Annotated in this window: 18 protein-coding genes; 3 read left to right on the forward strand and 15 right to left on the reverse strand. The window is 71.4% G+C overall.

Features of this window, described 5'->3' with window-relative positions:
* Nucleotides 1–10 precede the first annotated feature (10 nt).
* Nucleotides 11–1,222, forward strand: a complete 1,212-nt coding sequence (locus tag VMI11_04295) for a multidrug effflux MFS transporter (protein HTY71629.1) — start codon at nucleotides 11–13, stop codon at nucleotides 1,220–1,222.
* Here the strand turns inward: VMI11_04295 and VMI11_04300 are convergent.
* Genes VMI11_04300 through VMI11_04365 form a run of 14 tightly spaced genes read right to left on the reverse strand, consistent with a single transcriptional unit; the run spans nucleotide 1,205 to nucleotide 14,538 of the window.
* Complete coding sequence (locus VMI11_04300; GenBank protein ID HTY71630.1) at nucleotides 1,205–2,104, reverse strand: amidohydrolase family protein; 900 nt, start codon at nucleotides 2,102–2,104, stop codon at nucleotides 1,205–1,207. The two genes, VMI11_04295 and VMI11_04300, sit on opposite strands and share 18 nt — an antisense overlap.
* Nucleotides 2,101–3,057, reverse strand: a complete 957-nt coding sequence (locus tag VMI11_04305; GenBank protein ID HTY71631.1) for a 3-hydroxyacyl-CoA dehydrogenase NAD-binding domain-containing protein — start codon at nucleotides 3,055–3,057, stop codon at nucleotides 2,101–2,103. Before VMI11_04305 ends, VMI11_04300 begins: the two co-directional genes overlap by 4 nt.
* Entirely contained in the window at nucleotides 3,054–5,027 is a 1,974-nt protein-coding gene (locus tag VMI11_04310; GenBank protein ID HTY71632.1) for an acetoacetate--CoA ligase, read from the reverse strand. Before VMI11_04310 ends, VMI11_04305 begins: the two co-directional genes overlap by 4 nt.
* A complete protein-coding gene (locus VMI11_04315; GenBank protein HTY71633.1) occupies nucleotides 5,024–5,848 on the reverse strand; it encodes a crotonase/enoyl-CoA hydratase family protein in 825 nt (274 codons plus the stop codon). Before VMI11_04315 ends, VMI11_04310 begins: the two co-directional genes overlap by 4 nt.
* Nucleotides 5,849–5,906: 58 nt before the next feature.
* Nucleotides 5,907–6,893, reverse strand: a complete 987-nt coding sequence (locus VMI11_04320; protein HTY71634.1) for a fumarylacetoacetate hydrolase family protein — start codon at nucleotides 6,891–6,893, stop codon at nucleotides 5,907–5,909.
* Nucleotides 6,894–6,898: 5 nt separating this feature from the next.
* Nucleotides 6,899–7,735: a TIGR03560 family F420-dependent LLM class oxidoreductase gene (locus tag VMI11_04325; protein ID HTY71635.1), complete on the reverse strand. Its 837-nt coding sequence runs from the start codon at nucleotides 7,733–7,735 to the stop codon at nucleotides 6,899–6,901.
* A 12-nt stretch (nucleotides 7,736–7,747) separates the two neighbouring features.
* Nucleotides 7,748–8,698 (reverse strand): Gfo/Idh/MocA family oxidoreductase, encoded by a 951-nt coding sequence (locus VMI11_04330; protein ID HTY71636.1) that lies wholly within the window; start codon nucleotides 8,696–8,698, stop codon nucleotides 7,748–7,750.
* Between the two features lie 33 nt (nucleotides 8,699–8,731).
* Nucleotides 8,732–9,574, reverse strand: a complete 843-nt coding sequence (locus VMI11_04335; protein HTY71637.1) for a class III extradiol dioxygenase subunit beta — start codon at nucleotides 9,572–9,574, stop codon at nucleotides 8,732–8,734.
* 1 nt (nucleotide 9,575) lies between these two features.
* A complete protein-coding gene (gene ligA / locus VMI11_04340; GenBank protein HTY71638.1) occupies nucleotides 9,576–9,965 on the reverse strand; it encodes a protocatechuate 4,5-dioxygenase subunit alpha in 390 nt (129 codons plus the stop codon).
* Nucleotides 9,965–10,852: an amidohydrolase family protein gene (locus tag VMI11_04345; GenBank protein ID HTY71639.1), complete on the reverse strand. Its 888-nt coding sequence runs from the start codon at nucleotides 10,850–10,852 to the stop codon at nucleotides 9,965–9,967. Before VMI11_04345 ends, ligA begins: the two co-directional genes overlap by 1 nt.
* A complete protein-coding gene (locus VMI11_04350) occupies nucleotides 10,849–11,868 on the reverse strand; it encodes an amidohydrolase family protein (GenBank protein HTY71640.1) in 1,020 nt (339 codons plus the stop codon). The genes VMI11_04345 and VMI11_04350 overlap by 4 nt, the downstream gene beginning before the upstream one ends.
* The gene (locus VMI11_04355) at nucleotides 11,865–12,761 is read right to left on the reverse strand and encodes a DUF1932 domain-containing protein (GenBank protein HTY71641.1); all 897 of its coding nucleotides are present in this window, start codon (nucleotides 12,759–12,761) and stop codon (nucleotides 11,865–11,867) included. Before VMI11_04355 ends, VMI11_04350 begins: the two co-directional genes overlap by 4 nt.
* Nucleotides 12,758–13,852 (reverse strand): 4-oxalomesaconate tautomerase, encoded by a 1,095-nt coding sequence (locus VMI11_04360; protein ID HTY71642.1) that lies wholly within the window; start codon nucleotides 13,850–13,852, stop codon nucleotides 12,758–12,760. The genes VMI11_04355 and VMI11_04360 overlap by 4 nt, the downstream gene beginning before the upstream one ends.
* Nucleotides 13,849–14,538 carry a 4-carboxy-4-hydroxy-2-oxoadipate aldolase/oxaloacetate decarboxylase gene (locus VMI11_04365; GenBank protein ID HTY71643.1) on the reverse strand — a complete coding sequence of 230 codons (690 nt, stop codon included), beginning with the start codon at nucleotides 14,536–14,538 and terminating at the stop codon, nucleotides 13,849–13,851. The genes VMI11_04360 and VMI11_04365 overlap by 4 nt, the downstream gene beginning before the upstream one ends.
* Nucleotides 14,539–14,651: 113 nt before the next feature.
* Between VMI11_04365 and VMI11_04370 the strand changes: the two genes are divergently transcribed.
* Both VMI11_04370 and VMI11_04375 read left to right on the forward strand, forming a co-directional pair.
* Nucleotides 14,652–15,395 (forward strand): IclR family transcriptional regulator, encoded by a 744-nt coding sequence (locus tag VMI11_04370; protein ID HTY71644.1) that lies wholly within the window; start codon nucleotides 14,652–14,654, stop codon nucleotides 15,393–15,395.
* Nucleotides 15,396–15,466: 71 nt separating this feature from the next.
* Entirely contained in the window at nucleotides 15,467–16,654 is a 1,188-nt protein-coding gene (locus tag VMI11_04375; GenBank protein HTY71645.1) for a 4-hydroxybenzoate 3-monooxygenase, read from the forward strand.
* A 4-nt stretch (nucleotides 16,655–16,658) separates the two neighbouring features.
* Here the strand turns inward: VMI11_04375 and VMI11_04380 are convergent.
* Nucleotides 16,659–18,230 (reverse strand): acyl-CoA dehydrogenase family protein (locus VMI11_04380; protein ID HTY71646.1); only part of this gene is annotated, 1,572 nt, incomplete at its 5' end.

Consider the following 18,230-nt stretch of genomic DNA (forward strand, 5'->3'; position numbering starts at 1 on the left):
GCCGAGCGGGATGACGACGACGCCTGGGGCGACCGCCCGCCGGCACCCGCACCTCATCCTGCTGCTCGCGGCCCTGTCCGCGCTTGCGCCGCTGTGCACCGACCTGTACCTGCCCGTGATGCCGGCGATGGCACGCGACCTCGGGGTCACGCAGTCGGCGGCTCAGGCCACCGTGGCCGCGGTGTTGATCGGCGTCGCGATCGGCCAGCTGGTCATCGGCTCTCTCAGCGACGCCTGGGGGCGCAGACGGCCGGCAGTAGCGGGGGCCTCGATGTTCGTCCTGGCGGCTGTGGGCAGCGCTCTGGCGCCGGGGATCGCGTCGCTAGTCGTGATCCGTTTCGTCGCCGGGATCGCGACCGCCGCCTGTCTCGTCACCGCGCGCGCCATCGTCGCCGACGTGTACCCGGATCGTGAGGCGGCCCGCTCGTACGCGACCCTGGCCGCGACGGTCACCATCGTCCCGGTCCTCGCACCGGCCGTGGGCGGCGTTCTCGCGCTGTTCATGGGCTGGCGGATGATGTTCGTCCTGCTGGCCGGTGCCGGGTTCCTCGTGCTCGTCACCGCGCTGCGCTCGCTGGAGGAGACCCTCCCTGAGCGACGGCCGGCCCACGTGGGTCGGGCGATGGGTGATCTGGCCGGGCTGCTGCGCCTGCGCCTCTTCGGCGCCTACGTCGCCTGCGTTGCCGCGGCGGGAGGAGTGCTGTTCTCCTACATCGCCGCGTCGTCGTTCCTCCTGCAGGTCCGCTTCGGGATGTCGGCCACGTCGTACGGCTTCGTCTTCGCGCTCAACGCGAGTGGGCTGTTCGTTGCCGCCAACGTCAGCCGCCGCCTGGTACAGCGCACCGGCCCCGCCCCCCTGCTCTCGGCGGGACAGCTGCTCACGCTCGTCGGGGTCGCGGTCGTGGCGGCGGGCGTCGCGGCGTCCGCGCTCCCGCTCGTGCTGCTCGGGCTGCTGCTGACCGTCAGCAGCATGGGTCTGATCATCTCCAACGCCATGGCGCTCGGCATGGCGCACGCTCGCGGTCGAGCAGGCTCGGCCGCAGGCCTGTTCGGGATCGCCCAGTTCGCCTTCGGCGGTCTGGTGGCACCGCTGGCCGGAGCCGGCGGATCTGCCTGGTCCTTCGTCCTCCTGGTCGCGGGTTGTGCGCTGGCCGGGCCGCTGCTGCGCGTGGTGCTGGTCCGCGGACCCGGTACCGTCGCCGAGTCAGCCGCGCAGCCGTAGCGCCTCGATGGCGTTCTCCTTGAGGATCAGCGGGCGCACCTCGGCCTTCAGCGGCAGGTCCGCGAAGTCCCGCAGCCAGCGGTCCGGGCTGATCAGCGGGTAGTCGGAGCCGAACAGCACCTTGTGCCTGAGCAGAGAGTCCGCGTAGCGGACCAGCTGGGGCGGGAAGTACTTCGGCGACCATCCGGACAGGTCGAGGTAGACGTTGGCCTTGTGGGTGGCGATGGCGAGTGCCTCGTCCTGCCAGGGGAAGGACGGGTGGGCGATGATCAGCGTCAACCCCGGGAAGTCCGCTGCGACGTCATCGAGGGCCATCGGGTTGGAGTAGCGCAGCCGCAAGCCATGTCCGCCCGGGGTTCCCGCGCCGATCCCCGTCTGGCCACTGTGGAACAGCGCCGGTACGCCGAGCTCGTCGAGCACCGCGTAGAGCGGGTAGGCGAGCGCGTCGTCGGGGGAGAAGGCCTGCAGCGTCGGATGGAACTTGAACCCGCGGACCCCCATCTCCTCCACCAGCCGGCGGGCCTCGTCGAGAGCCCATGCACCACGGTGCGGGTCGATGCTGGCGAAGGGGATGAGCACGTCGGGATGGCGACGCGCCGCTCGGGCGACGTCGTCGTTCGGGACGGGTGGGTGTCCCGTGTTGTGCTCGGAGTCCACGGTGAAGACGACGGCGGCCATGTTCCGCGCGCGGTAGTACTCGGCCAGCTGGTCGAGCGTCGGCGCCCGGCCGTCCTCGGTCCGGAAGTAGGCAGCCGAGGCGGCCATCAGCGAGTCGGGAAGGCTGAGATGGCCGTCCTCGGAGACCTCCGCGTGGGTGTGGACGTCGATCGCGACGACCGCGTCCAGGTCGATGCCGGTGCTCATCGCCTCTCCCGCGCTCATGGCAGCCCGGTCTCTGCGGCCTTGGCCGCGAGCAATCCGAGGACCACCCGGTCCCGTGCCGCGGCCAGTGCCTCCGTCGTCGTCGTGCCCAGCTCGTCGGCCATCTGCCGGGTCACCGTCGCCACCAGCTCGGGCGTCCAGGACGGCGTGCGCAGGTCGTCCCACCAACGGACCATCGGCGGGCCGAGGTGCTCGAGGGTGTGCGCGATGCCGCCGCCTCCACCGGAGAGGTGCTGGCCGGCGAACGGCCCCACCACCGCCCAGCGCAGCCCTGGGCCGTGGGTGATGGCGGCGTCGATGTCGCCGACGCTGGCCGCGCCCCGGCTGACCAGGTCGTACGCCTCGCGCCACAGCGCCGCCTGCAGGCGGTTGACGAGGTGGCCGTCGAGCTCGAGCCGCACGTGCACCGGCCGCTTGCCGAGCGCCGCGTAGAAGGCCATGGCGGCCGCGATGGCAGCGTCGGAGGTGAGGGCTCCACCGACGACCTCGACGAGCGGGATGAGATGGGCCGGGTGGAACGGGTGGCCGACCAGAACCCGCTCCGGGTGCTCGGTGCAGCTCGCCTGGATGTCGCTCGGGCGCAGTCCGGAGGTGCTGCTCGCCACCGCCGTCACGGCAGGTGCGAAGCGGTCGATCTCGGCGAGCAGCAGCCGCTTCTGCTCGAGACGTTCCGGTCCGCTCTCCTGGACGAAGCGCACCCCGCGAACCGCATCCGCCACGGTGTCGCTCCACTCGAGCCGCCCCAGCGCGGGTTCGCCGGGAGTGCCGAGCGCCGCCAGCGCCGGCCACGCCGCGCGCACGTCACGCTCGAGGCGCTCGCGCGCGCCGGGCGCCGGGTCGTGGGCGCGGACGGGCAGACCGCGACCGAGGAAGAGCGCGCACCAGGCCGAACCGATGACCCCGGTCCCGACGACGGCCACCGGGTCGCCCGGCGTCGTCGCGTCCTGGCTCACGTCCGCGCCTGCCTGGCGGCCCGCTCCTCGACGAAGATGTCGAGGGTGGTCGGGTCCATGAGGGCGTCCCGGCTGGCCACGTGATCGGGGTCCTCGCCGAGCAGGATCCGCTTCACGGGGAGCTCGAGCTTCTTGCCGGTCCGGCTGTGCGGGACGGCGCGAACCACGCGGATCTCGTCGGGGACGTGCCGAGGGGACAGGTTGGTTCGCAGCGCGTCCACGATGCGCGCGCGAAGAGAGTCGGACAGATCTCCGTCGGCGGTCACGACGAACAGGATCAGTTCGCCCGGGCCGCCCTCGGGGTCCTCGAGATGCACGACGAGGCTCTCCCGAACCTCGGGGAGCTCCTCGACGACGCCGTAGAAGTCGGCGGTGCCCAGGCGTACGCCGCCGCGGTTGAGCGTGGCGTCGGAGCGGCCGGTGATGACGCAGCTGCCGTGGGGGGTGAAGCGGACCCAGTCGCCCTGGCGCCAGACCCCGGGATAGACGTCGAAGTACGAGGACCGGTAGCGGCTGCCGTCGGTGTCGCCCCAGAAGCCCACCGGCATGGACGGCATCGGTTCGGTGATGACCAGCTCGCCGAGCTCGTCGACCACGCGGTTCCCGTCCGGGTCGAAGGCGTACACGGCGCAGCCGAGCACCGGCCCGGACATCTGTCCTGCGTAGACCGGCTGCAGGGGGCTGGCGGCGACCAGCCCCGTGCAGACGTCCGTCCCCCCGCTGCCGACGTTGAGCAGGACGTCCTGGCCGAGCTGGTCGACGATCCAGACGAAGCCCTCGGTGGCGAGGGGGGCGCCTGCGACACCGACCTGGCGGACCCGGGATAGGTCGAAGGCCTTGGCCGGTTCGAGCCCGGCCTTGCGGCACGCCATGACATACCCCGGGCTCAGGCCCACGAGGGTCGCGCCGGACTCCTCGGCCAGCCGCCACTGCGCGGTGAGGTCCGGGTGCATCGGGTTGCCGTCGACGAGGACCGCGGCAGCGCCGTGGAGCAGCGCCGCGACGACCGTCGTCCAGAGCATCCACGCGGTCGTGGTGAACCACAGCAGCCGGTCGCCCTCGCGCAGGTCCCAGGACAGGCCCTGGCTCTTCAGCTGCTCGACGAGCAGGCCGCCCTGGCAGTGCACGATGGGTTTCGGCTTCCCCGTCGTCCCTGACGTGAACAGCACGACCATCGGGTGGTCGAAGGGCACCGGGTCGAACTCCAGGGGCGCAGGCTCGCTCAGCAGCTCGGCCCAGGAGGTGCTGTCCGGGATCTCCCCCTCCCCGTAGGCCACCGTGACCACGTGCTCGACCGTGGGCAGCGATGCTCGGATCTCCGCGACCTCGTCCCGCTTGTCGATGTGCTTGGCCCCGTAGACGTAGCCCGGGACGACGAGCAGCAGCTTCGGCTCCACCTGCGCGAAGCGGTCGACGATGCTGCGGGTGCCGAACTCCGGCGCGCAGCTCGCCCAGATCGCGCCGAGGCTCGCGGTGGCGAGGAAGGCGACGACGGTCTCTGTGATGTTCGGCAGGAAGGCGACCACGCGGTCGCCCTTGCCGATGCCCAGGCGCCGTAGACCGGCTCGCGCTCGGGCGACCTGGTCGGCGAGCTCGCCGCGCGTCGTGGTCCGTGCCGGTCTGGTCTGGTTGTGCTCGATGAGCGCGACACCCGACGGGTCGCGCCAGGTCCCGAGCGAGTGCTCCGCGTAGTTCAAGGTGGCGCCGGGGAACCAGACTGCGCCCGGCATCCTGCGGTCGGCCAGCACCGCGGTCGGTGGGGTCGACGCGCGTACGTCGTAGTAGTCCCAGATGCTGCGCCAGAAGGCGTCGAGGTCCTCGATGGACCAGCGGTACAGGTCGTCGTAGCCGCTGAAGGCCAGACCCCGCTCCTTCTCGAGCCAGTCGAGGTAGTGACCGATCTCGCTGGTCGCCCGCGCGTCGGCCGGCACCGGGCGCAGCACCGTTCCCTCGGCGACGGCTTCGCTCATCGGGCGTCCCCTTCCGTGGCCGTGACCTTGGCGGCGCGTCCCGCGAGGAAGTCCTGCAGCCGGCCCTTGGCCTCGTCGGTGCTCTGCGCCACGGCCGCCATGAGCGACTCCATCAGATAGCCCTCCTGAGGCCCCGCGTCCGCGATCCGCGGGAGCGCGTGCAGGACCGCGTACGCCGTCATCGGGGCGATCGTCGCGACCTTGGCGGCCAGCTCGAGGGCCGCCGGCAGGCCCTGCCCGGTCTCGACCAGATAGTGCGAGAGGCCGGCGGTGTGGCCTTCGGCGGCGTCGTAGACCCGGCCGGTGAGCATCAGGTCGACCATGCGCCAGACGCCGATGAGACGCGGCAGGCGTACCGACCCTCCGCCGCCGAGGTAGATGCCGCGCTGGCCCTCCGGCAATGCGTAGAACGCGCTGCTCTCGGCCACCCTGAGGTGGGTGGCGGAGGCCAGCTCGAGGCCACCCCCGATCACCGCTCCCTTGAGAACCGACACGACCGGGACCCGGCCGAACTCGATGGCGGACATGGCCCGGTGCCACATCCGCGAGTGGTGCAGGCCCTCCTCGAGGGAGGTCGCCGACAGCGAGGACAGGTCGAGACCGGCACAGAAGTGCTCGCCCTCGCCGTCGAGGACCACCACGCGGACGCCCGGCGGCGGCGCGAGGAAGAACGCCTCGAGACCGAGCACGGTCTCGTCATCGATCGCGTTGCGCTTGGCCGGCCGGCGCAGCGTCAGGACGGCGACGTCGCCTCGGACATCGGTCGTCAACGTGTCTGGCAGATCGGGTACGTCCTTGATGGTGGTGTCCTCGCTGCTCATGTCTTCGCTGGTCATGGCTCGCGGACCGGCATCGCCGGCCTCCTCCCTGCCGGTGCGGTCACTGCGCTCGCGCGCGGGCCAGCCGCGCGTCGTCGGGCCGGTTGCGTGGTCGCTGCCGAGCCCGCGGGATCGCAGGGGTCGCGACGCCCGCGACCACCTCGTTGGTGATCGTGCCGATGCCCTCGACGGTCATGGTCACGACGTCCCCGGGCTGCAGCGGTGGCGGTACCAGCGACCCCGACCGGCCCCACAGCTCGGCGAGGCATCCGCCGTTGCCACAGGTCCCCGTCCCGAGCAGGTCCCCCGGGTGCACCCAGGTGTCGCGCGAGGCGTAGGCGACGAGGTCACCGATCGGCCAGCCCATGTTGGAGAGGAGGTCGCGTCCGACCTCGCTGCCGTTCACCGACACGACCATCGCCAGGTCGAGGAACCCGTCGGAGCCGAGGTGGTCTCGAAGCTCGTCGGCTGTGACGATGACGGGGCCGATCGTGGTCGCGAAGTCCTTGCCCTTCGCCGGCCCGAGGTTGACCTTCATCTCACGGCTCTGCAGGTCACGGGCCGACCAGTCGTTGAAGATGGTGAAGCCGAACACGTTCTCGTGGGCACGGGCAGGGGCCAGGTCGTGGCCGGACCGGCCGATCACGATGCCGACCTCGAGCTCGAAGTCCAGGCGGGCGCTCGCCTGCGGGACCGGCACGGGATCGCCGGTCGCGACGAGGGCATAGGGGTTCGTGAAGTAGAAGGTGGGGTACTCGTACCACTGGTCCACCACGCCGCCGACGCCGTCGACCGCCTTGCGCACGCCCTCGACGTGCTCCTCGAAGGCGACGAAGTCACGAACGGTCGGCGGGCGGTACGGGACGTCGAGGACCAGGCTCGACGGGTCGAGCCCGGGCTCGTCGGAGACCCAGCGGTCGGGCTGGACGGGCAGGCCGGCGCGGACCACGTCCAGGACCGTGACCCCTTCGCGAAGCGGCAGGGTCGATCCGTCGAGGACGAGCGCCGCCCGGCTCCCGGTGCCGGTGCGGTACGTCAGGAGCTTCATGGGCGTCAGATCGCGGCCAGGCCGTCGGCCAGCGGCTCGAGCAGGCTCGGCGGCGCGCCGTGCGGCAGGTTCATGATGGCGATGTCGACGCCGGCGTCCCGGTACCCCGCGGCCTTCTCGAACGCGGGTCCCAGCTCCCCAGCGGTTGGCAGCATCACGTTCACGGAGCACTCGATCTCGGCCGCGTCGCGCCCCACCGCGGCGCAGTGCTCGAGCAGGACATGCTTGAGTCCGAGCCACTCCTCCGGGCTCTGGGTCAGGGAGTTCCACTGCTGCGCCCATCGAGCCACCGCCAGCAGCGTGCGTCTCGGGCCGCGGCCGCCGATCGTGATCGGGGGGTGCGGTCGCTGCACGGGCTTCGGTTCCGAGCGGGCGTGGGTCAGCGTGTAGTAGGTACCGGCGAAGTCGGTGTACTCCTGCGAGAGCAACCCGATGATCACCTGCACACCCTCGTCGAAGCGGTCGAAGCGCTCCTTCAGCGGGGGCAGCGGGATGCCGTACGCGTCGCACTCGAGCTGGTTCCAGCCGGCGCCGAGACCGATGTCCAGCCGTCCGTTGCTCACGATGTCGACCGTCGCGGCCATGTTCGCGAGCACTGCCGGGTGACGGTAGATCATCCCGGTGACCTGGACGCCCACGCGGATGCGTCGAGTGGCCTGCGCGAGCGCCGCGAGGGAGGTCCACGCCTCCAGGTTCGGGCCGTCGAGGTCGCCGGTCAGCGGATAGAAGTGGTCCCAGTTCCAGGCGCTCTCGAAGATCGGGATGTCGTCGGCGGCCACCCAGACGTCGCGCACCTGCTGCCAGGTGACGTGTTCCGGGCGGGTCTTGATGCCGAAGCGCATGCGTCTCCTTCGCTACTGCTGGGTGGCGAGCTGCTGCTCCAGCCGCCCCAGTGTCTCGTAGCAGGCCAGCACGGAGGCGACCGAGGCGTTGGGTTCCCGGCCCTCGCGGATCGCCGCGACGAACTCCCGGTCCTGCAGCTCGATGCCGTTGGTCGAGACCGCGACCTGCGAGACGTCGATCGGCTCCTCCTTGCCGGTGACCAAGTCGTCGTAGCGGGCGATGTAGGTGCCGTTGTCGCAGATGTAGCGGAAGAACGTGCCCAGCGGGCCGTCGTTGTTGAAGCTGAGGGACAGCGTGCAGATCGTGCCGGTCTCGGTGCGCAGCTGGATGGACATGTCCATCGCGATCCCGAGGACCGGGTGGATCGGCCCCTGGACGGCGTTGGCGATCGTCACCCGCTCGCCGGTCTGGTACTGGAACAGGTCGACCGTGTGGGCCGCGTGGTGCCAGAGAAGGTGGTCGGTCCAGCTCCGCGGCTGGCCCAGCGCGTTCATGTTCGACCGCCGGAAGAAGTACGTCTGCACGTCCATCTGCTGGATGGTGAGCTCACCGCTCTCGATGCGCCCCCGGATCCACTGGTGCGACGGGTTGAAGCGCCGGGTGTGGCCGACCATGCACACCAGGCCGGTCTCCCGCTGGACCCGGTCGACGGCGAGCGCGTCGGTCCAGGAGTCGGCGAGCGGGATCTCGACCTGGACATGCTTGCCGGCGCGCATCGCCGCGATCGCCTGCTCGGCGTGCAGCTGCGTCGGCGTGCAGAGGATCACCGCGTCCACGTCCTCGCGAGCCAGCGCCTCGTCGATCTCGGTGCCGGCGTGCGGCGCGCCGTACTTCTCCGCCACCTCCTTGGCCTGCTCGAGCCGCCGGCTCACCACGGAGGTGACCGTGACCCCGTCGATGGCCGTGAGGGCATCGAGGTGCTTGATGCCGAACGCGCCGGCTCCGGCGAGTGCGATGCGCATGGTGTCGTCAGTCTCCTGGTTCGGTGGTGGTGGTCAGGGAGCCGGCTCGAGCACGAGGTGCCCGACCGCCGTGTTGCTCGCGGGGACGTGATAGAAGCGATGGAGCTCCTTGACGCGATCTCCCAGCGCTCCTCGCATGATCAGCCACATCACCAGCTCGATGCCCTCGGAGCCGGCCTCCCGCAGGTACTCGATGTGCGAGACCTTGGCGAGGCCGTCGGGGTCGCTCTCCAGCCGGTCGAGGAAGGCGGTGTCCCACTCCTTGTTGATCAGACCCGCCCGTGCACCCTGGATCTGGTGGCTCATGCCACCGGTGCCCCACACCTGGACGTCGAGGTCCTCGGGGTAGCTCTCGACCGCCCTGCGGATGGCCCGGCCGAGGGACAGGCAGCGGTGCCCGGTCGGCGGCGGGAACTGCACGACGTTCACGGCCAGCGGGATCACCTTCGTCGGCCAGGAGTCCGGCCGGCCGTAGACCAGCGACAGCGGGACGGTGAGCCCGTGGTCGACGTCCAGCTCGTTCAGTAGCGTCATGTCGAACTCGTCGAGGATGAGCGACTGCGCGAGGTGCGCGGCGAGCTCAGGGTGACCCTCCACCACCGGGACCGGCCGGGGGCCGTACCCCTCGTCGCAGGGCTTGAACGACGGCGCGAGACCCAGCGCAAAGGTCGGGATGATCTGCAGCGAGAAGGCGGATGCATGGTCGTTGTAGACGAGGATCACGACGTCGGGCGGCTGCTCGGCTGCCCATCTCCTCGTCCACTCGTAGCCGGCGAAGACCGGCTTCCAGTAGTCCTGCTCGGTCTTCCCGAGGTCGACGGCCATGCCGATCGCGGGGACATGGCTCGTAGTGAGCCCGGCGGTGATGCGTGCCATGTCAATCCCTCTCGCTCTTCGAGCGCCAGCCCTCGGGGCTGCGGCCGCCCGCCAGCATCATGTCCTGGTACTGCTCGACCGTGAGGTCCGTCATCGTGCTGACCGCCTGCACGTAGCTGAGGCCGTCGCTCGCGAAGATCTTGGACAGGAAGTAGACGTTGCCCCCGAGGTCGAGCATGCGCTGGAAGTCGCGATCCAGCACGGCCTGCTTCTGCTCCTCGGACATGGGCCACTCATCGAGGTAGGCCCGCTCGTCGGCGTGGAAACGCTCGCGGTTCTCCGCCTTCATGAGGCTCATGCAGAACTGGTTCAGCTGGTAGCCCTTGCGCGAACGCTCGGCGGTGAAGACCGTCGTTCCGGGGATGTCGTCCAGCGCTGAGTTGTCGACCATCAGGCCTCCCAGTACAGCCGAGTCGGGTTGTTGACCAGGAGCGCGCGCTGCAGCTCCTCGGTCGTGGCGATGTGGGGGATCACGTCCACCAGGTGACCGTCGTCGGGCATGTGGCTCTTCATGTTCGGGTGCGGCCAGTCGGTGCCCCAGAGGACCCGGTCCGGGTACCGCTCCACCACCCGGCGCGCGAAGGGCCACACGTCGGAGTAGGCCGGCGGTCCCTCCACGGACAGCCGCTCGGCCCCACTCACCTTGCTCCAGACGTTGGGGTTCTCGTCCATGAACCGCAGGAAGATGGCGAACTGCTCGCCGTCCACGGGCTGGGTCACGTCGGGCCGGCCCATGTGGTCGACGACGAGCGTGACCGGCAGGGAAGTGAACAGCGCCCAGCGCTCGGCCAGGTCGGCGGCCTCGAAGTAGACGACGACGTGCCAGCCGTACGGCGCGATGCGCTCGACCAGCTCCCGGTAGTAGGCATCAGGCTTCGGGTCGACGAGCCGCTTGACGAAGTTGAACCGGACGCCTCGGACGCCGGCGTCGTGCATGTCCGCCAGCTCCGCCTCGGCGACGCCCGGACGGATGGTGGCAACGCCGCGAGCACGCCCTCCCGAGCTGCGCAGGGCGTCCACCATCGCGGAGTTGTCCGCGCCGTGACAGGTCGCCTGCACGACGACGTTGCGGTCGAAGCCGAGGAAGTCCCTTAGGGCGAACAACTCGGCTTTGCCCGCGTCGATGGGCGTGTACTTGCGCTCGGGAGCGTAGGGGAAGACCTCGCCCGGCCCGAACACGTGGCAGTGCGCGTCGACGGCGCCGGGCGGAGGAACGTACGCCGGCTTCGTCGGCGCGGCGCAGTAGGCGAGCCAGTCGGCGTCCGGAGTGAAGCTCACGGCAGCCCCCTCCTCCGCAACGCCGCGTCGAGGCGCGGGTAGACCCGTCGGGCGTTCCCGCTGAGCACCTGCTCGCGCTCGGCGGGGCCGAGGTCGAGCACGTCGACGTAGCGCAGGGTGTCGTCGAAGTAGTGCCCTGTCGTCGGGTCGACTCCGCGCACGGCGCCGACCATCTCGGAGCCGAAAAGGATGTTGTCGACGTCGATCACCTCGAAGAGGAGATCGATGCCGGCCTGGTGGTAGACGCAGGTGTCGAAGAAGACGTTGCGCATGACGTGGGTGTCAAGCGACGGCTTGCCCAGCATGTCGGCGAGGCCGCGGTAGCGGCCCCAGTGGTAGGGCACGGCGCCGCCGCCGTGCGGGATCACCAGGCGCAGGTCGGGGAAGTCGGCGAACAGGTCGCCCTGGACGAGCTGCATGAAGGCCGTGGTGTCGGCGTTGATGTAGTGCGCGCCGGTCGCGTGGAAGACCGGCGTGCAGCTCGCGGACACGTGCACCATCGCGGGTACGTCGAGCTCGGCCATCGCCTCGTAGACCGGGTACCAGTACCGGTCGGTGAGCGGCGGGGAGCTCCAGCGCCCGCCGCTGGGATCGGGGTTCAGGTTCAGGCCGACGAAGCCCATGTCGACGCAGCGCCGCAGCTCGGCGACGGCGGCGTCCAACGGCTGACCCGCGACCTGCGGCAGCTGGCAGACGCCGATGAAGGCGTCGGGGAAGAGGTCCACGACCCGCGCGATGAGGTCGTTGCAGGCGCGGGCCCAGGCGACACCGACCTCGAGGTCGCCCTCGTGGTGGCCCATGGCGGAGGCACGCGGGGAGAAGATCGTCATGTCGGCGCCGCGCTCGCGCAGCAGGCGCAGCTGGTTGGCCTCGATGGTCTCGCGGATCTCCTCGTCCGAGATCGCGGGATAGGTCGGCGCGGGAGCGCCGGCGAGGAACGCGGCCAGCTGCCCCTCACGCCACTCGCTGTGCGCCGCGGGCGCCGTCGTGTAGTGGCCGTGGCAGTCGATGATCACGGACCCGCCACCTCCTCGGCACGCTGCGCCCGCATCGCCTCGAGGACGGCGTCGACCATCCCGATCGTGGTGCCGGCCGACCTCGCGTCGGGGAAGCCGGCAGCCCACGCCTGGCGCCGTACGGCGGCCAGTGACATGACCGGCTCCACGCCGGCCTCGGCGACGGTGGCCGCGGCCTCCTGCATCTCCTCCGATCGGCGCTGTCCGTGCTGCAGGGACCTCGAGATGAAGTACCCGGCCACCGCCTCCCAGTCCGCCGGCGGGAGGATGTTCGGCAGCGAGTCGAGGACTTCGCGCTCGACGCCGAAGACCCGGGCCGCGAGGAGGGACTCGGTGAGCAGCGACTCCAGGCCCTTGACGACGACCGACCGGCACAGCTTCGTGGCCGCCGCCCGGCCGACGACGTCGGAGACCGGCGTGACGTCCGACAGCTGGTACGTCGCCGCGACCGTCGCGAACTCCTTCGCGTGCGGTCCGCCGAGCAGGAACGGCGAGTCGAGCCGTCGCGGCCCGATGGGCGACATCAACGCCGCTTCGACATAGCGTCCGCCGGCCGCGTCGACCAGGTCGGCCGCTGTGCTCTTGTGGCCGGGCGAGCTCGAGTTCAGGTCGAAGAACCAGGTGCCGGCACGGATGCCGGGGACCACCGAGGCCGCGGCGGCCACGCACTGCGCGGCGGTGACCGCGCTGACCACGAGGTCCGCGTCGGCCACCGTGGCCGGCGCCGACACCGAGGGGGTGAGGCCCAGCTCGAGCGCGTTGCGCGAGGCCGGGCTGGCCGGATCGGCGAAGGCCGTGTCCCACGCGGTGAGGTGCACGACCCCCGCGGCTCGAAGGTCCTCGGCGAAGGTGCGGCCGACCTCGCCGAGCCCCACCAGGGCCACCCGGGTCACGACCGCTCCCACACGCGCCCGGGCACCATGACCTCGCCACGCATGAGCAGGCGGGCCGTTCGCAGCAGCGCCGCCCGGTGCACCACGGGGGCCTCGCCGGTGCGGTCCACGTCCAGGGAGACGGTGAAGAACCCGGTCGGGTGCTCGACCACCACGTCGAGCGGGCCGTCGCCGTCGGGGACCTTCGCGACCGACGCGGCGACCGACCCGGGCAGCAGGCACGCGGTGGCCACCGAGACGGCGCCCAGCACCCCGATCGCCTCGTGCACCCGGTGCGGGATGAGCGTGCGCGTCGAGACGGTGCCCCCGGCGTCGGGTGCGGAGAGCAGGCTCATCTTCGGCACCGTCTGCCGTGTCACGTCGCCCAGGTTCATCATCGGGCCGGCCGCCAGCCGGGCCTGCTCGATGCGCTCCTTGACCGCGGCCATCGCCTCGATCTCGGCCGGCGTCTCGCGGCCGCTGAGCCCGACGTCGGAGGCGTCGAGGCAGACGACCGGCATACCGTTGTCGATGCAGGTGACACGCAGGCCGGCGATCTCGTCGACGACGTTCCCGGTCGGCAGCAGGGCTCCGCAGGAGGAGCCGGCGATGTCGGCGAACTCGAGAGGGATGGGTGCGTGCGTGCCCGGCACGCCGTCGATGCGGGCGTCGCCGTCGTAGCGGACCTCACCGCCCGGCGTCTGCACGTACGCCGTCGCGAGCGTCTCGGTGTTGACCATCCAGATCCGGACCGGGGTCACGTCGGGACGCGCCGGGACGAGGCCGTGCTCGACGGCGAAGGGCCCGACCGCGGCAAGCATGTTGCCGCAGTTCTGGGAGTCGGAGACCTCGGGCCGGTCGGGCCACACCTGCAGGAACAGGTAGTCGACGTCGGCGCCGTCGTGCGCGGAGCGGCTCACCACCGCCACCTTGGAGGTGAGGGGGTGCGCACCGCCCATCCCGTCGATCTCGCGCTCGTCGGGTGAGCCCATCGCGGCGAGGAGCACGGCGTCGCGGGTCGCGCGGTCAGTGGGGAGGTCCTGCTCGCTGAACACCAGGCCCTTCGACGTCCCACCGCGCATGACGTCGCAGGGGACCGCGACCTGCCTCACGTCGACTCCGCGGCGTCGACGTAGCGGAGCCCCTTCTCCGCGAGCCGCTCGCGCATGCCGTAGATGTCCAGCCCCAGCTCGCCGGCGGCGAGGCGGGCCCGCTTGGAGGCCTCGTTCGCCTCGCGCGCGCGGGCCTTCTCCAGTACCGCCGCGGCGTCCTCACGGGGGACGGCCACCACGCCGTCGTCGTCGGCCACGATCACGTCCCCGGGACGTACCCGCACGCCCGCGACGACGATGGGCACCTGGACGTCGCCGGGGGTCTCCTTGACCGTGCCCTGGGCGCAGATCGCCTTGGCCCACACCGGGAAGCGCATCTCGGTCAGCGTGGCGACATCGCGGACCCCGGCATCGATGACCAGTCCACGGACGCCGTGGGCGCGCAGGCTCTCGGCCAGCAGGTCGCCCAGGTAACCGTCGTCACAGGGGCTGGTGGGGGTCACCACGAGCACGTCACCGGGCCGGGCCTGCTCGACGGCCACGTGGATGGCCCAGTTGTCACCGGGGGCGACCGTGCACGTCAGCGCGGTGCCGCCGACGCGGATCGGGCGGTAGATGGGGCGCAGCCGGTGGTGGAGGAGGCCGGTGCGGCCCTGCGCCTCGTGGACCGTCGCGCTGCCGCACTCGGCGAGGGCGTCCACCACGGCCAGGTCGGCTCGCGGGGTGTTGCGGACGACGACGGGCACCGGGCGATCCTCTCCACCGAGACTGGTGAGGCTCACCTTCCCAATCCGGTCGCCGAAGGGATACGGTGCGCTTCCGTCAGACGGAAGTCGACCTGGAGGGGGAGTCTAGTCCCGTGGCCGAGGGGTCGCGCCCGTCGGTGACCGCCCGGGTCCTCGCCCTGCTGGACGGCTTCGACGCCGACCGGCCGCGACTGACCCTGACCGAGCTGGCCGCCGCCGCCGGGATGCCGCTGTCGACCGCGCACCGGCTGGTCGGCGAGCTCCAGGCGTGGGGCGCGCTCGAGCGTGACGACGAGGGGCGCTACGTCGTCGGCCGCCGGCTGTGGCAGCTGGGGACGCTCGCCCCGGTCCAGCGTGAGCTGCGCGAGGCCTCCCTGCCCGCCATGCAGGACGTCTACGAGGCCACCCACGAGAACGTCCACCTCGCGGTGCGCCAGGGCCGCTCGGCGCTCTACGTCGAGCGCATCCACGGGCGCGCGTCGGTCCCGCTCGTGAGCCGAGCCGGTGTCCCGCTGCCCCTGCACGCGACCGGTGTGGGCAAGGTGCTGCTGGCCTGGGCACCGCGGGAGGTCCTCGACGACTGCCTCGCGGACCTGCAGCCGGTCACCCGCTACACCGTCACCGAGCGCGGCCGGCTGCTGCGCGAGCTCGCGCAGGTGCGCCGGCAGGGCTACGCGCGCACGGTCGAGGAGATGAGCCTCGGCACCTGCTCGGTCGCGGTCCCCGTTCTCGACGTGCACGACAGCGTCGTCGCCTCCCTCGGGCTCGTGACCAGCACGGTCCGTCGGGACATGGCCCGCTTCGTCCCCGCCCTGCGGGTGGCCGCCGCCTCGATCACCCGGCGGATGGCGGCCTGACCGGACAGCGACCTTCCACTGGACGGAAGGAGCGTCTTGCCCGGTCGCTGCGCCGCCCCGAGCATCGGCGCATGCGCACCCAGGTCGCCATCATCGGTTCGGGTCCCTCAGGTCTGCTGCTGTCGCAGATCCTCGCCAAGCACGGCGTCGAGTCGCTGATCGTCGAGAACCGGTCGCGCGAGTACGTGGAGGCGCGCATCCGCGCCGGCGTCATCGAGCACGGCGCGGTCGACGTCCTCACCGAGTACGGCGTCGGGGACCGCCTGCACAAGGAGGGGCTGCGACACGACGGCATCTACCTGCAGTGGCCGGGGGAGCGCCATCGGGTCGACTTCGTCGACACGTGCGGTCACTCGGTCTGGGTCTACGGCCAGACCGAGCTCACCAAGGACCTGATCAACGCCCGCCAGGCCGACGGCCAGCAGATCTTCTGGGAGGTGTCGGACACCGCGATCCACGACGCCGACACCGTCCACCCGCGCGTGAGCTTCGTCGACTCCGCGGGCCGGGCCCAGACCATCGAGGCCGACTACGTCGCAGGCTGTGACGGGTTCCACGGCGTGAGCCGTCCGAGCATCCCGGAGGACGTACGGACCGTCCGGGAGCGCATCTACCCCTTCGCCTGGCTCGGGATCCTCGCCGAGGTCGCGCCCTCGACCGACGAGCTGATCTACGCGCTGCACCCGGACGGGTTCGCCCTGCACAGCATGCGCTCGGACACCATCAGCCGGCTGTACCTGCAGGTCCCCCCCGACGAGGACCTCGCCGCATGGTCCGACGACCGCATCTGGGAGGGCCTCTCGACCCGCTTCGCGCTCGACGGCTGGACCCTTCGGCCCGGACCGATCGTCGACCGCTCGATCACCCCGATGCGCAGCTTCGTCAGCGCGCCGATGCGCTGGGGCCGGCTCTTCCTCGCCGGAGACGCCTCGCACATCGTCCCCCCGACCGGCGCCAAGGGGCTGAACCTGGCCATCGCCGACGTCAAGCGGCTGGGGACAGCTCTCACGCGCGCGGTCCAGGACGGCAAGGACGACCTGCTCGACCGTTACTCCGACGACGCGCTCGAACGGGTATGGCAGTCGACCCACTTCTCGTGGTGGATGACCTCGATGCTGCACACGCCGCCTCCCGACGACCCCGACCGCGACTTCCTGCTGCAGATGCAGCTCACCCAGCTGCGCTACGTCACCACGTCGCGCGCGGCGGCGACCGGCGTCGCGGAGAACTACACCGGCTCGGTGCTGGCCTACCCGTGACGCCCTAGTGCCGGGCGAGGATCTCCCGGACCGGGGCTGAGGAGGGCAGCGTGCCGTAGCCGTGGCCCCGGTCCTCACCCAGCCGGGCGGCGATGAAGGTGTCGCTGACGGCGCGCGGGCTGAAGCGCGCCAGCAGCGACGCCTGCAGGGCGAGCGCCATCGCCTCGACCAGCGCCCGAGCCTGGCGCTCGGCGAGCTCGGGACCAGCCGTCGAGGTCCGGCGCATGAGGTCGCGGACGCTGTCGAGGTGCGCGTCCAGGGTCGGGTGGTGGCCTCGGGCACGCGACACCTCGACGTCGAAGGCTGCCGCCGACTCCGGCTCGCGATGCAGCGCTCGCAGTACGTCGAGCGCTATCACGTTGCCCGAGCCCTCCCACACGGCCATGACCGGCTGCTCCCGATAGCGGCGGGCGAGCGGGAACTCCTCGCAGTAGCCGTTGCCGCCCAGGCACTCCAGCGCCTCGTAGGCGTGGTGCGGCCCGCGCTTGCAGATCCAGTACTTGGCCACCGCGGTGGCCAGGCGGCGGAAGGCCGCCTCGCCGTCGCGGCCCACGCCGTCGTGCGCCCGCGCGAGACGTACCGCGGTGACCGTCGCCGCCTCGGACTCCAGCGCGAGGTCGGCGAGGACCGCTGCCATCGCCGGCTGATCGACGAGCCGGCGCCCGAAGGCGCTGCGGTGACGCGCGTGCCACAACGCCTCCGCGACGCTCTGACGCATGCCGGCCGCCGTGCCGAGGACGCAGTCCAACCGGGTGCGGTTGACCATCTCGATGATGGTGCGCACGCCGCGGCCCGGCTCGCCGACCAGGACCGCCGACGTGGCGTCCAGCTCGATCTCGGCGGAGGCGTTCGCGCGGTTGCCGAGCTTGTCCTTCAGTCGCTGGATGCGAAAGACGTTGCGTGAGCCGTCGGGGAGCACCCGGGGGAGCAGGAAGCAGGACAGTCCCTCGCCGCCCGGTCCGCTCGCCTGGGCGAGCACGAGGAAGGCATCCGACATCGGCGCCGAGCAGAACCACTTGTGGCCGGTCAGCAGGTACTCCGCACCGGGGCCACCGCGGCTCGTGGGGAGCGCCCGCGTCGTGTTCGCCCGTACGTCGGAGCCGCCCTGCTTCTCGGTCATCGCCATACCGAGGATCGCGGAGGCCTTCGCGCCGCTGCCCAGGTCGGGGTCGTAGTCGCGGGAGTACAGCCTCGGCAGCCACACCTCGGCCAGCTCCGGCTGCAGGGCGAGGGTCGGGACCGCGGCATGGGTCATGGAGACCGGGCACGCGTGCCCGGGCTCCACCTGGGCGAACAGCATGAACGCCGCCGCCCGGGCGACGTTGGCCCCCGACCGGGGGTCGGCCCACGCCGCGGTGTGGGCTCCGTGCCGTACCGCGTCTCCCAGGACACGGTGGTAACCGGGGTGGTAGTCCACGTCGTCGACGCGGTGGCCCCACCGGTCGAAGGTCCGTAGCACCGGGGGGTAGGTGTTGGCGAGGACCGCGTCCCGCTGGAAGGACTCGCTCCCGACCAGACGGCCGACGGCGTGCAGCTCCTCCAGCGCCCATCCGGCGTCGTGGCGCTGGACGGCCTC

This window comes from Actinomycetes bacterium, from assembly GCA_035506535.1.
In the GTDB taxonomy this organism is placed as follows: domain Bacteria; phylum Actinomycetota; class Actinomycetes; order DATJPE01; family DATJPE01; genus DATJPE01.

Excerpts from the sequence above, each read along its gene's own strand:
- VMI11_04295 (HTY71629.1), top strand. The coding sequence starts at position 11 with ATGACGACGACGCCTGGGGCGACCGCCCGCCGGCACCCGCACCTCATC.
- VMI11_04320 (HTY71634.1), bottom strand. The coding sequence starts at position 6,893 with ATGAAGCTCCTGACGTACCGCACCGGCACCGGGAGCCGGGCGGCGCTC.
- VMI11_04315 (HTY71633.1), bottom strand. The coding sequence starts at position 5,848 with ATGAGCAGCGAGGACACCACCATCAAGGACGTACCCGATCTGCCAGAC.
- VMI11_04375 (HTY71645.1), top strand. The coding sequence starts at position 15,467 with ATGCGCACCCAGGTCGCCATCATCGGTTCGGGTCCCTCAGGTCTGCTG.
- VMI11_04325 (HTY71635.1), bottom strand. The coding sequence starts at position 7,735 with ATGCGCTTCGGCATCAAGACCCGCCCGGAACACGTCACCTGGCAGCAG.
- VMI11_04330 (HTY71636.1), bottom strand. The coding sequence starts at position 8,698 with ATGCGCATCGCACTCGCCGGAGCCGGCGCGTTCGGCATCAAGCACCTC.
- VMI11_04300 (HTY71630.1), bottom strand. The coding sequence starts at position 2,104 with ATGAGCGCGGGAGAGGCGATGAGCACCGGCATCGACCTGGACGCGGTC.
- VMI11_04310 (HTY71632.1), bottom strand. The coding sequence starts at position 5,027 with ATGAGCGAAGCCGTCGCCGAGGGAACGGTGCTGCGCCCGGTGCCGGCC.
- ligA (HTY71638.1), bottom strand. The coding sequence starts at position 9,965 with ATGGTCGACAACTCAGCGCTGGACGACATCCCCGGAACGACGGTCTTC.
- VMI11_04335 (HTY71637.1), bottom strand. The coding sequence starts at position 9,574 with ATGGCACGCATCACCGCCGGGCTCACTACGAGCCATGTCCCCGCGATC.